This window comes from Flavobacterium sp. Arc2 (assembly GCF_041431385.1).
Lineage (GTDB): Bacteria > Bacteroidota > Bacteroidia > Flavobacteriales > Flavobacteriaceae > Flavobacterium.
In genome coordinates, this window is the sequence record NZ_JASMRH010000005.1 from 182611 (window position 1) to 195596 (window position 12986).

Sequence of the window (12986 nt, forward strand, 5' to 3'; positions counted from 1 at the left end):
TTTTTACAGAAAGACAATTTGATTCACTTAAGCGTCGAATATGTTAGAGCATTTTCGGCGCTTTTTTATTTTTAGGTCATGTTACATAGGCATTAAATAAATTAATTACAACCATCTGAAGAGATGATGATTTGGTTTCCGTTCATTTCATAACTTGTATTGTTTCCTAGCGCTTTGCAAATGATTTTAAGTTTTTCTGGTAGAGGCTGGTCAATTAGTGAAGTCGTAAGATGACATTCTTTTAATTTGTCTTTAGGAAACTCAATGTTTACTAAATAAGCTTGTTCCATTGTTTTGAAGATCTGACTAACGGGAATGTCAGTAAAATCAAAACTTAATTGTTCTATAGTTCGAGCAGAATGGATTAAAGTTTTATCTTTTGTAATATCTGTGATTTTATCGAAGGTTGAACTTTTACGAGTAAAACGTAGGGCTTCATTAGGAAGCAATGTGATTTCCTCCTTTTTATGTGAACTTGATATCATTTCATTAGACTGCACTTTTACCTTTCCTGTTCTTACAAGCACTTCTACATTTGGCTCGTTCGAAAATGCACTTATCCTAAAACTAGTTCCAACTACTTTAGTAACGATTTCATTGGCAAAGACTAGAAATGGTTTTTTAGGATTTTTACTAATTTCAAAAAATGCTTCACCAGATAAATAGACTCTTCTTTCGTTTCCTACAAAATTTTTGGGGTAACTCAATTTACTTTGTGGTTGTAATAAAACAGAGCTTCCATCGGATAAAGTAATTATTTGCGACTTATTTGAATTATTGGTTTGTTCAACAAGCCCCTCATCATTATTTTCTTGAATAAGTTCATTGTAAACTTGAGTAGAGTTCGTAGGGATAAATAAATGACTGTAGGCCCATGAAGTAATTAAACCAAAAACCAAAACTGCCGCAACGGACCTTAACCAATTATTATTCCATAATTTTATTTCTTTATTTTTTGAAGTTTCATTATTTTCAATTTTATTCCAAGTAGCTACCAATGCCGTTTGAATGATTGATGTGGGTAAGTTATTTTCAGGAACCTTCATTGCTAAGATCCATTGTCTGGATTCTTCAACTAATTTGGCTCGAATAGGATTTTCTAATGTCCATTCTTCCCAGTTTTCAAAGTCCACATTTGTGCGTACCCAGGACTGGAATGATTCATCAGATAAAAAATCTTCTATTTCGGTATATTTATTACGTTTTTGCATCTAAAAATAAGGTTACAAAGAGATAAAGGACAGTTTTCTTATTATATACTCAGTAAATTAAGATTTTATTTTAATTTATTTAAGATAAAATTATAATATACTGTAAGACAATAGTATTAGTAAAGGAATGTTGGTGTTCCATTCTTTGCGTAAGTTGAGTAATGCGCGGTGTAATAAATTATTAGCTGATTGGTAATTGACGTCCAACATATCAGCAATTTGCTCTACACTTAGTCCCTGGTGGTATCTAAGGTACAGCGCTTCTTTTTGTCTAGAAGGTAAAAGATTAATTAGTGTGTTAAGTTGACGTACCTTATCGGCGGTGCTTTCGTCGATAATTAATTGGTGTTCGATCGAAAAATCAAATAAAAATTGAATCGTATCTGTTGAAGTTGTTTTACTAAAAATATGGTCGCGTTCCTGTAATCTAGCAATTCTTTTTCGAACACTAGATAATAGATATGCTTTTACATTATCGGTGTCGCTCAAAGAATGTTTATATAACCAAATATCAGCAAATACATCTTGAATACAGTCTTGAACTTTTTCAGAGTGGTTTGAAAAAGAATTTCCATATCGTAGTAAATGCTCGTAATACTTTTCAAAAAGCACTGAAAAAGCTTTTTCATCTCCTGCTTTTAGCTGGCTCCATAGTGCGGAGTCATCAAGAGTTGTAGTATATTTTGATTCTATTTTCAAAGCAGAAGATCTTATTTTATCTATTAAGGATATGTTAATATTATGTAATTTTACGGTTAAAAATATAGATGAGCAAATAAATATGCTAAAACTATATTAAATTAGATGATTTAGTTATAAAAGGAGATTAAAAATATTTGATTCGTAAATTTGAAGGTTATAATTATAGGTTTCTTTATTTAAAGAAATTAGTTTTATCACAGCTCGTTAAATGTTATTGAAGTGTATTGTTTCTTATAGCATAAATATGATGTATTTAATAGGATAATAATTGGGTTTGTTTTTTAAGATCCCAGTGTAAGACTTTAGTTCTTTTACTTTGAAATGCATTGGTGTGGGAGAAATTAGATTTATTTATATGACTAAATAGTCATTCAATAATCGGGAAAAATCGTTTTTTGTTTTAGTATATAAAGTGCAGTCATGAGTTCTTATTGAAAGAAACTCAAATTTTATTTTTATTCCACTTGGTGCTTTATTTATAGCAGTAGGGAATTATTTTAAAGTAATCCAGCCCAATTATTTTATTGGAATAAAAACGCCTCGGACATTAGAGAGTAAGGAAGTTTGGAAGTTACCACATGCTATTGTAGGTAATTTGTGATTGTCAGAGGATTGATAATAGTATTGAGTAGTCTGACAATTGCCAAAACTATTTTTATTTATGTTTTTGTAGTAGTAGTAGTAGTAGTAGTAATATCTTTGGTGCCAATTGTTTATTCTTATTTCAAATTTATAGAGTTAAAAGAGCAGGATTGATTTCTTGAAAAGTCAATGTTATTGGGACTAAATTCATTTGTTACTTTCGAAAAATAACATCAATTTTACAGAAATATTTTACCTTCCCTATGAAAGAGAGTTCAAATCCGAAAAAAGAAAACTCATTAAAACATGTTCTTTTTGGCAGTTTAATTGGTACAACGATTGAGTTTTTTGATTTCTATATTTATGCTAATGCGGCAGTGTTGGTATTTCCTCAATTGTTTTTTCCTTCTGCAGACAGTACCAATTCTACTTTACTCTCGTTAGCTACTTTTTCAATCGCCTTTCTGTCGCGACCATTGGGCTCAGCGGTATTTGGCCATTATGGTGATAAGGTGGGGCGTAAAACTACGTTGGTAGTCGCTTTGTTGACCATGGGTATTTCAACAGTTTCTATTGGTTTTTTACCTAGTTATGCGAGTATCGGAATCGCTGCTCCTTTATTATTAATGCTATGTCGCTTTGGTCAGGGTGTTGGTCTAGGCGGTGAATGGGGTGGAGCCGTGTTGTTAGCTATCGAGAATGCTCCTCCCAATAAACGGGCATGGTACGGTATGTTTCCGCAATTAGGTGCGCCAATAGGTTTGTTGCTTTCTGGTGGAACTTTCTTGATTTTAACAGATACTATGAGTTCTCAAGATTTTCTTGATTATGGATGGAGAATTCCTTTTATAGCGAGTTCGTTATTAGTCGTAGTTGGTTTCTATATCCGATTAAAAATTACCGAAACTCCCGCTTTTGAAAACGCAAAAAAAGAAGAAGAAGTGAAGGTTCCCTTTTTTACTCTTATAAAATTTTATAAAAATCAGTTGATTTTTGGAACATTTGCTGCCATTACAACTTTCTTAGTTTTTTATCTAATGACGGTTTTTACATTGAGCTGGGCAACATCAGATTTAGGTTATTCCAAAAGAGATTTTTTATTAATGCAGTTGTTTTCGGTGTTGTTTTTTGCATTTTTTATTCCAGTTTCAGCTTTAATAGCTGATCGTATTGGGCGTAGACAAATACTTATTTATGCCACAACAGCCATAGCTATCTTTGGTTTTACATTTTCATTTTTCATGAATTCAGGGAGTCCTGTTCTAGTGACTCTATTTTTATGTGTGGGAATGACTTTAATGGGTTTTACTTATGGACCATTAGGTACTTTTTTATCTGAATTGTTTCCTACTACTGTTCGTTATTCAGGGACTTCGTTAGCATTTAACATGGCAGGGATTATCGGAGCCGCGTTTGCACCTATGATTGCGATTTGGTTGGCGACACATTATAGTTTGACTTATGTAGGTTTTTATTTAACCTTCGCAGCTTGTATCTCTTTATTTTCTTTGTTAGTAATTAGCAAAAAGGAACATAAGTTTTAAATTTGGATAAACACAAATTCACGAAAATTTTAAAAAATAGCGCGAAGTTTATTCAATTTTGCGCTTTTTATTTTTATCGTTTTAGGCTAAAATGACCTTTGTACTCATTTCCATTTACTCTGGTTACTATAAACCAATAGTCAGTAGCCGGAAGTTCATGACCATTGAGCATCCCGTCCCAAGAGTTGTTGTGAGTTAATTCTTTTAGGAATTTACCGTATCGGTCAAATATTTTTATACTTAGTGTCGTCTCTAAATCTGAAAACTTGATTTTCCAGGTATCGTTAAAGCCATCGCCGTTTGGGGTAAAGTATTTTGGGTATGCTAATGATGTATCATCATCTATTATTAAATCACAATCTGCAACCGCTAAAAGTCGGGTGTTTATTAAAATTCGATTGCTTTCACAATCAGCTATAGTTTGTGAAGCGTAATAATTACCTCCATTTTTTAATACTGTGGTTTCAGGAATTTGTAATCCTATTGTCAGAGAATCGTACCATTTTATGTTTTGGCCGTTTATAATTATATTGTTTAAAGATGCATTTTCGGTAATGCAAAATGATTGCGGTGAAGTTGCTACTGGTTCTGATAGACTATTGATTACAACAATAGTAGATTTTGTATCGTCACATCCACCAGTTCCTGTTATAGTGCATGTATATTGACCACCTTGCAATGGAGCTGCATTAAGAATGAATGGGTTTTGTTCAGTGGATAAAAAGCCATTTGGACCTGTCCAAGAATAGTTTGTTCCACCATTAGCAGAGAGTTGTATGGTTTTACCTTCACAAATTGGAGAATTACTACTTGCGGATAAACTTTGAGAACATAGCTTAAGCTTAACTACCCATAAATCCTGCAACCCACTTTTATTTTCACTTTTGTCTCCTGATTTATCAGATTGAGACCATCCCAATGTTACATATCCTCCATCTTTTGCTTGCACAATAGATTGAGGCTGGTCAAGATTATCACCGCCTACCGTTTTGTCCCATTCAAATTTACCAGTTGAATCTAGTTTCACTATCCAATAATCTCGGTCTCCCCTTGAAGCTTCGGTTTTATATGCTGAAATTCCCGAGTAGGACATGATGCCAAGAATAAAGCCATTATCGGAGGTCATTCGAATATCAGCAAATGCTTCAGTACTATCTGCGCCAATATCTTTTTGCCATAATATTTGCCCTAGGCCGTTTATTTTTAAAAGCCAAACGTCATTTGAGTTGTTTACTGTTTTTTCCGTTTTGTCTCCAGAAATATTTGAAAAAGAGTCTCCTCCTAAAATATAATTGCCATCGGAGGTAGCTATTATAGATTTTAAATAATCACCATTATCCCCTCCATAAGTTTTTTGCCATATGATTGAGCCTAGAGAATTAATTTTTATGATCCAGTAATCGCCTCCACCTCGTGAGTTATCAGTTTTGTCCCCTGAAATCCCTGAATGCGATGATCCCGCTAAAATATAACCGCCATCTGGAGTTTTGACAATAGATTGTACCCAATCAGGATTACTGCCGCCAAATGTTTTTTGCCACATTATATTACCGGATATGTCTGTCTTTATAATCCACATGTCGAGCATACCTTGTGAGTTTTCGTTTTTTTCTCCTGATATATTTGAATCAGACGAGCCTCCCATTAAGTATCCTCCATCATTAGTTTCTATTATTGTAGTTAATCGATCTACCCCGGTTCCACCAAAAGTTTTATCCCAAATAATATTTCTGTTAGCATCTAGTTTTACGACCCAATAATCATCATTTCCTCTTGAATTTTGAGTTTTTTCTCCTGATATTCCTGAAGAGCTGTATCCGCCAAGGATGTAACCACCATCGGTTGTTTCTTTTGCAGAAGTCAAATGATCATAATTATTTCCTCCAATTGTTTTTTGCCATAATAAATTACCAGAAACGTCATCAATTTTTAGTAACCAATAATCACTTGCGCCTCTCGAATTCTCACTTTTATCGCCAGAAATATTAGAGTGAGAATATCCTCCCAAAATATAATTCCCATCCTTTGACAATTCTATAAAATCAGCCCATTCTGTATCATTACCTCCAATCGTGTTTTGCCACTGAATTGTTTGGGAGTAGGTCTTTATATTGAGAGCGAATAAAATTATTAAAGCAAATATACCGAGTTTGTAGTTTTTAAACATAGATCTTTAAACGTGTTGGAAGCAAAATATTATTTTGAAGTATAGATTGTAAATATAGATAAATATGTAGAAACCCAAATAGTTTTTTAGTATGACACACTTTTTTAAAATTAATACAACCACAATAAATTTGTCTTTTAATCTTTTGGTGGAAAGAACACAAATAACCCTTATTTTTGCACAAAACTTATTTCCTTTGAAAACCAAATTATTTCTCATTACGCCGCCTTTTACCCAACTGAATACACCGTATCCAGCAACCGCTTACATAAAAGGGTTTCTGAATACCAAAAGCATTGATTCTGTTCAGGCAGATTTAGGGATCGAAGTGATTTTGAAATTGTTTTCGAAAGATGGGCTTTTAAATTTGTTTAAAGTTTCAGGTTTAAAGTTTCAAGATTCAAAAAACACGATTTCAGATAACTCCAAACGTATTTTTGCATTGCAGGATGAATACATCAAAACTATTGATGCGGTAATTCGTTTTCTGCAGGGAAAAAATCCAACCTTGGCACTCCAAATCTGCCAAGAAGATTATTTGCCGGAAGCTTCTCGTTTTGCACAACTGGAAGAACTGGATTGGGCTTTTGGAAGTATGGGAACACAGGATAAAGCGAAACATTTGGCCACTTTGTACCTCGAAGACATCTCTGATTTTATTGTGGAATGTGTGGATGATAACTTTGGTTTCAGCCGGTATGCAGAGCGTTTAGGAAGAAGTGCTAATTCTTTCGACGAATTGTACGAAGCTTTGCAACAAGAACTAACTTATAATGATGAAGTATTACTTTCGATCTTAAAAGAACGAATAGAAACTATTCAGCCTACATTATTCTTGATTTCTATTCCATTTCCTGGAAATTTATATAGTGCCTTTAGATCAGCACAATGGGTAAAAAAACACTATCCCGAAATTAAAATTTCTGCGGGAGGTGGTTTCCCTAACACCGAATTGCGTTCTCTTTCGGACGAACGTGTTTTTGAGTTTTTCGATTACATTACATTAGATGATGGCGAAGTGCCTATTGAGGAATTAATAGCCAATATTGAAAACCCGAATCACAACTCCTTCAAAAGAACTTTTCTTTTAGAAGATGGCAAAGTAGTTTACAAAAATAATTCCCTAAAACCAGATTACAAGCAAGCACAAGTGGGCACGCCAGATTATTCTGATTTGCCTTTGGATAAATACATTTCGGTTATCGAGATTGTAAACCCTATGCACCGCATGTGGAGCGATGGACGTTGGAATAAACTCACGATGGCACATGGTTGTTACTGGGGGAAATGTACTTTTTGTGATATTTCATTGGATTACATCAAAATCTACGAACCAGTTGCGGCTAGTTTACTTTGCGATCGTATGGAGGAAATGATGGAGCAAACAGGAGAAAATGGTTTTCATTATGTAGATGAAGCTGCTCCTCCCGCTTTGATGCGTGCGCTGGCACTCGAAATACTTCGAAGAAAATTATCAGTAACTTGGTGGACAAACATTCGATTCGAAAAAAGTTTTTCCAGAGATTTGTGTTTACTGTTAAAAGCTTCTGGTTGTATTGCCGTATCTGGAGGTCTCGAAGTAGCCTCAGATCGTTTGTTGAAATTGATAGACAAGGGAGTAACGGTGGAGCAAGTAGCCAAAGTCACCCGCAATTTTACCGAAGCAGGGATTATGGTGCATTCTTATTTGATGTACGGTTATCCAACTCAAACAGTTCAGGAAACGGTGGACAGTCTGGAAATGGTGCGTCAATTGTTTGAAGCAGGAGTATTGCAGTCTGGTTTTTGGCATCAATTTGCCATGACGGCTCACAGTCCAGTAGGCATGTATCCAGAGAAATTTGGCGTTGTCAAAGAAACGGAAGTCATAGGGACTTTTGCTAATAATGATATTAACTATATTGACTCCACAGGAATAGATCACGACAAGTTTAGTTTTGGACTCAAAAAATCATTATTCAATTTTATGCACGGAATCTGTTTCGACTATGAACTGCAGGACTGGTTTGAATTTAAAATTCCGAAGACTAAAATTTCCGAAGACTATATCTTTAATGCTTTGGAAGTAGCGGAAGACTTTAATATAAAAGCAACAGCCAAAATTGTTTGGTTAGGAGGGAAACCTTCAGTTGATCATTTTACCAAATCTAAAAAAGGAAATTCTTGGGAAATGATGACTTTGACTTTTCATGACAAAAAAGAAAGTTTTAGCATTCAAACAAATAAGAAAGAAGGAGAATGGTTAGTAGCTATGCTTCAGAAAATAGCAGTAACTAATATTAAAATTCTGACTTTTCAGGAAATTAAGAGCGATTTCGAGAGTAATCTGGAGGACTTCGAATTGTTTTGGTACTCAAAGCCAATTAACACTTTAAGGGAGTTTGGGTTATTGGTTCTTTAAAGATCACACGAGCTTTTTTATAAAAGAGTTTTTAAATAACTCGAAAGTTTAAAGGAAGGAATGAAATTTATATTTTCAAAATATAGTTGTATAACTATACCTTTTTAGCATAAATCTGTCTTTTTATATTACGAAAACGTTTTCTTTTACTTATTTTTACGACCATAAAAATTGCATTAATGAGTGATAGCTATAAAGTAAAAGTAAATGATTCTTTTCAATTTGATTTTGATAAAGAACAAGTTTCGCAGCTCGACGCTGTAAATATGGATGCTAAAACATTCCATGTACTACACGAAAACAAACCCTACAAAGCGGAGATTCTTTCGGCTGATTTTAATCATAAAACCTATATTGTAAAAGTAAATAACAACAGCTATACTGTTGCTATTTCTAATGATTTAGATCAGCTTATACATGAATTGGGATTTGAGGTAGGATTGACCAAGCAGATCAATGCGATCAAAGCACCTATGCCGGGATTGATATTGGAAATTAGTGTGGTAGTGGGACAGACAGTAAAAGAAAACGACAGTCTGTTAATTCTGGAAGCCATGAAAATGGAAAACAGTTTTCTTTCTCCACGCGACGGAATCATCAAATCAATATCAGTATTGTTAGGAGATGCTGTAGATAAAGGGCAGTTATTAATTGAATTTGAATAAGCATATGAAAAAGATATTAGTTGCCAACAGGGGAGAAATTGCCATTAGAGTAATGAAGACCGCCCAGAAAATGGGTATTAAAACAGTGGCTGTTTATTCAACAGTCGATAGAAATGCACCTCACGTTAAATTTGCTGATGAAGCAGTTTGGATAGGAGAATCACCTTCAAATCAATCTTATTTATTAGGTGATAAAATAATTGAAGTGGCCAAATCATTAGGAGTGGACGCTATTCACCCAGGATATGGTTTTTTAAGTGAAAATGCTGATTTTGCTGAAAAAGCAGAACAAAGCAACATCATTTTTATAGGGCCTAAATCGAAAGCCATACATATAATGGGAAGTAAGTTAGCTGCAAAAGAAGCAGTTAAAGCATACAACATTCCGATGGTTCCCGGTTTAGACGAAGCGATTACCGATATTGAAAAAGCAAAAGTAGTTGCCAGAGAAATAGGCTTTCCTATTTTGATTAAAGCCTCTGCCGGTGGTGGTGGAAAAGGGATGCGTGTTGTCGAGAATGAAGAAGAGTTTGAATCGCAAATGAAAAGAGCAATCAGCGAGGCTATAAATGCTTTTGGTGATGGTTCTGTTTTTATAGAAAAATATGTTGCATCTCCTCGTCATATCGAAATACAAATCATGGCTGACAGTCATGGGAATATTCTTTATTTATTCGAAAGAGAATGTAGCATACAACGTCGCCATCAAAAAGTAATAGAAGAAGCTCCTTCTTCGGTATTAACACCAGAATTGCGAAAAGAAATGGGCGAAGCAGCCGTATTAGTTGCCAAGTCTTGTGATTATCTAGGAGCAGGAACTGTAGAATTTTTATTGGATGAAAATAATAATTTCTATTTTCTTGAAATGAATACTCGCTTGCAAGTAGAGCATCCCGTGACCGAATGGATTACTGGACTGGATTTAGTAGAACTACAAATCAAGGTTGCTAGGGGAGAAGCATTAGAAATCAAGCAGGAAGATTTAAAAATAAAGGGACATGCGTTAGAGTTGCGTGTATATGCAGAAGACCCCATGAATGATTTTCTTCCAAGTGTTGGACATTTAGATGTGTATCAATTACCTGTTGGCGAAGGTATTCGTGTGGATAACGGTTTTGAGCAAGGAATGGATATACCAATTTATTATGACCCAATGCTTGCTAAGTTGATCACATATGGCGAAACCCGAGAAGAGGCTATCCAAATTATGATCAAAGCAATTGATGGGTATTTGGTAGAAGGAGTTCAAACTACTTTGCCTTTCGGTAAATTTGTTTGTGAACACGACGCTTTCCGTTCTGGTAATTTTGACACGCACTTTGTGAAAAAATATTACAGTGCTGACTTGTTGAAAAATCAATTGGCACAAGAAGCTGAAATTGCCGCGATGATCGCTTTGAAGCAATATTTTGAAGATCAAAAAATAGTACGATTACCAAATCAATAAATTATGGAGTCTAAAATAAAAGAATTAAACGATAAAATTGCTCAAGCCCATATGGGTGGAGGTAAAGATAGAATTGCAAAACAACACCAAAAGAAGAAATTAACCGCCAGAGAGCGCGTTAACTATTTGATGGATGAAGGTTCTTTTGAAGAAATTGGGATATTGGTGACACACCGTACGACAGATTTCGGAATGGCAGAAGAGCAGTATTACGGCGATGGTGTAATTACCGGATACGGAACCATCAATGGAAGATTGGTCTACGTTTTTGCCCAGGATTTCACCGTTTTTGGTGGAGCTTTGTCTGAAACACATGCTGAAAAAATCTGTAAAGTGATGGATATGGCAGTAAAAATGGGTGCTCCTATGATTGGATTAAACGATTCAGGTGGTGCTCGTATTCAAGAAGGTGTTCGCTCTTTGGGTGGTTATGCTGATATTTTTTATAGAAACGTACAAGCAAGTGGTGTTATTCCGCAAATATCTGCGATTATGGGCCCCTGCGCCGGTGGAGCGGTATATTCTCCTGCTATGACAGATTTTACCATGATGGTAGAAGACACCAGTTATATGTTTGTGACGGGACCCAATGTAGTGAAAACGGTTACGAATGAAACCGTAACTTCAGAAGAACTGGGAGGGGCAAGTACCCATTCTACTAAGTCTGGTGTGGCACATATTACTTCTGCAAATGATGTAGAATGTCTAGAAGATCTAAAAAAATTGTTGAGCTATTTACCACAAAGTAATAAAGAGACGACTGCAAAGTTGCCTTATGAATTAAACGATGAGCTACGAGAACAATTAGCAACTATAATTCCTGATAATCCGAATAAGCCGTATGACATGCATAATGTTATTGCAGGGATTATTGATGAAGATTCCTTTTATGAAGTTCATAAAAATTATGCCGAAAATATTATTGTAGGCTTTGCCAGATTGGGCGGAAGAAGCATTGGTATTGTGGCAAATCAGCCTTTGTACTTAGCCGGAGTTTTGGACGTGAACAGTTCGAAAAAAGCGGCACGATTTACCCGTTTTTGCGATTGTTTCAATATTCCTTTGTTAGTCTTGGTAGATGTACCTGGTTTCTTGCCAGGAACAGATCAAGAGTGGCATGGCATTATCGTACACGGTGCTAAACTGCTTTATGCTTTAAGTGAAGCTACCGTGCCTAGAATTACAGTTATTACCCGTAAAGCTTACGGTGGAGCTTATGATGTGATGAACTCGAAACACATTGGTGCCGACATGAATTATGCATGGCCAACTGCCGAAATTGCCGTGATGGGAGCCAAAGGAGCTTCAGAGATTATCTTTAAGAAGGAAATTAACGAAGCAGCAGATCCTGCAGCTAAACTTTTAGAAAAAGAAGCGGAATATGCAAAGTTATTTGCGAATCCTTATACTGCAGCTCAAAGAGGTTTTGTGGATGAGGTTATATTGCCAGAAGATACACGCAGAAAATTGATTAAAGCATATAGTATGCTTGAAAATAAAGTAAGTGTTACCCCTAATAGAAAGCACGGAAATATTCCGTTGTAGTCTTTAGAAGTTATAAGAATAGACTACACTTCTCGTTTGTAGGATACAAGTAGTTTCTAAAGATCGACTAGCACTCTATTTTAGGATTAAAAAAAAGCGATTATTGAATAGTAAAAATTCTATTTAATAATCGCTTTTTTACTTGTAAGAATATAATATCAGTGCTGTCGAAAGCACGAAAAACAAAACTAATAAAATCAGTTTTTTTCGACTATGCTATGTCTTTTATAAAATCATCGTATTCTGAATAGAAAAGTTCCAAAGCAGTCATTTTTTCATTATAAAAAGCAAATATTTCGTCCCAGTAGTTTCTGTTACTAACACTTACTCCTAGTTTTTCAACCCATATACGACTGATTGTTTTCCCGTTTTCAAGAACGTAGTCTCTTTCAAATACTAAATCGGCAATAAATTCGTCTGCCAATATATTTTTTAAGGCTTCTAGTTTATCAAAATAAGCATTTCGGGTTTCGTTATTTCGATGCTCAATATCAATTAAAACTTGGGCTTTTTTATTGTCTACATAAAACTTAAAAGAGAAGTCTTTAATTTTTGTGTCATATAACACCCATTTACGAGGGAATTTTTCTGCGAATGTCACCCAGAACTCTCTCTTTAATTTTTGAGTTTCTTCTTTGCTATACATTTTGATTGTTTGATTATTAGAAAATTTGCGAACTATTATTTTCTAGAGTACATTTACTTTAATATGCAAAAATAGA

Annotated in this window: 10 protein-coding genes; 6 read left to right on the forward strand and 4 right to left on the reverse strand. The window is 34.9% G+C overall.

Going from position 1 to position 12986, the window contains the following annotated elements:
* Positions 1-101: 101 nt before the first annotated feature.
* Positions 102-1211, reverse strand: coding sequence for a FecR family protein (locus QO182_RS05025; RefSeq protein WP_371560252.1), 1110 nt, complete (start codon positions 1209-1211; stop codon positions 102-104).
* 90 nt (positions 1212-1301) lie between these two features.
* The gene (locus QO182_RS05030; RefSeq protein ID WP_371540985.1) at positions 1302-1910 is read right to left on the reverse strand and encodes an RNA polymerase sigma factor; all 609 of its coding nucleotides are present in this window, start codon (positions 1908-1910) and stop codon (positions 1302-1304) included.
* 532 nt (positions 1911-2442) lie between these two features.
* Between QO182_RS05030 and QO182_RS05035 the strand changes: the two genes are divergently transcribed.
* Together QO182_RS05035 and QO182_RS05040 are read left to right on the forward strand one after the other, a co-directional pair.
* Positions 2443-2514: a hypothetical protein gene (locus QO182_RS05035; RefSeq protein WP_371560282.1), complete on the forward strand. Its 72-nt coding sequence runs from the start codon at positions 2443-2445 to the stop codon at positions 2512-2514.
* 244 nt (positions 2515-2758) lie between these two features.
* Positions 2759-4039 (forward strand): MFS transporter, encoded by a 1281-nt coding sequence (locus tag QO182_RS05040; RefSeq protein ID WP_371560254.1) that lies wholly within the window; start codon positions 2759-2761, stop codon positions 4037-4039.
* 73 nt (positions 4040-4112) lie between these two features.
* Here the strand turns inward: QO182_RS05040 and QO182_RS05045 are convergent, their stop codons facing one another.
* Positions 4113-6206 (reverse strand): T9SS type B sorting domain-containing protein, encoded by a 2094-nt coding sequence (locus tag QO182_RS05045; RefSeq protein WP_371560256.1) that lies wholly within the window; start codon positions 6204-6206, stop codon positions 4113-4115.
* Between the two features lie 196 nt (positions 6207-6402).
* On the opposite strand from QO182_RS05045, the gene QO182_RS05050 reads away from it, so the two are divergent.
* From QO182_RS05050 to QO182_RS05065, 4 genes are all read left to right on the forward strand, one after another.
* A complete protein-coding gene (locus QO182_RS05050; protein WP_371560259.1) occupies positions 6403-8607 on the forward strand; it encodes a radical SAM protein in 2205 nt (734 codons plus the stop codon).
* Positions 8608-8786: 179 nt separating this feature from the next.
* Positions 8787-9272, forward strand: coding sequence for an acetyl-CoA carboxylase biotin carboxyl carrier protein subunit (locus QO182_RS05055; protein WP_371540981.1), 486 nt, complete (start codon positions 8787-8789; stop codon positions 9270-9272).
* Between the two features lie 4 nt (positions 9273-9276).
* Entirely contained in the window at positions 9277-10719 is a 1443-nt protein-coding gene (gene accC / locus QO182_RS05060) for an acetyl-CoA carboxylase biotin carboxylase subunit (RefSeq protein WP_371560260.1), read from the forward strand.
* 3 nt (positions 10720-10722) lie between these two features.
* On the forward strand, positions 10723-12264 hold the full coding sequence (locus QO182_RS05065; RefSeq protein WP_371560262.1) for an acyl-CoA carboxylase subunit beta: 1542 nt from the start codon (positions 10723-10725) through the stop codon (positions 12262-12264).
* A gap of 211 nt (positions 12265-12475) precedes the next feature.
* On the opposite strand, the gene QO182_RS05070 is transcribed toward QO182_RS05065, so the two are convergent.
* A complete protein-coding gene (locus QO182_RS05070; RefSeq protein ID WP_371540978.1) occupies positions 12476-12910 on the reverse strand; it encodes a DUF4268 domain-containing protein in 435 nt (144 codons plus the stop codon).
* Positions 12911-12986: the final 76 nt, after the last annotated feature.

What these genes read in the sequence shown, in the direction of transcription:
- QO182_RS05025 (WP_371560252.1), bottom strand. Translation starts at nt 1,211, where the DNA reads ATGCAAAAACGTAATAAATATACCGAAATAGAAGATTTTTTATCTGAT.
- QO182_RS05040 (WP_371560254.1), top strand. Translation starts at nt 2,759, where the DNA reads ATGAAAGAGAGTTCAAATCCGAAAAAAGAAAACTCATTAAAACATGTT.
- QO182_RS05045 (WP_371560256.1), bottom strand. Translation starts at nt 6,206, where the DNA reads ATGTTTAAAAACTACAAACTCGGTATATTTGCTTTAATAATTTTATTC.
- QO182_RS05055 (WP_371540981.1), top strand. Translation starts at nt 8,787, where the DNA reads ATGAGTGATAGCTATAAAGTAAAAGTAAATGATTCTTTTCAATTTGAT.
- accC (WP_371560260.1), top strand. Translation starts at nt 9,277, where the DNA reads ATGAAAAAGATATTAGTTGCCAACAGGGGAGAAATTGCCATTAGAGTA.
- QO182_RS05065 (WP_371560262.1), top strand. Translation starts at nt 10,723, where the DNA reads ATGGAGTCTAAAATAAAAGAATTAAACGATAAAATTGCTCAAGCCCAT.
- QO182_RS05070 (WP_371540978.1), bottom strand. Translation starts at nt 12,910, where the DNA reads ATGTATAGCAAAGAAGAAACTCAAAAATTAAAGAGAGAGTTCTGGGTG.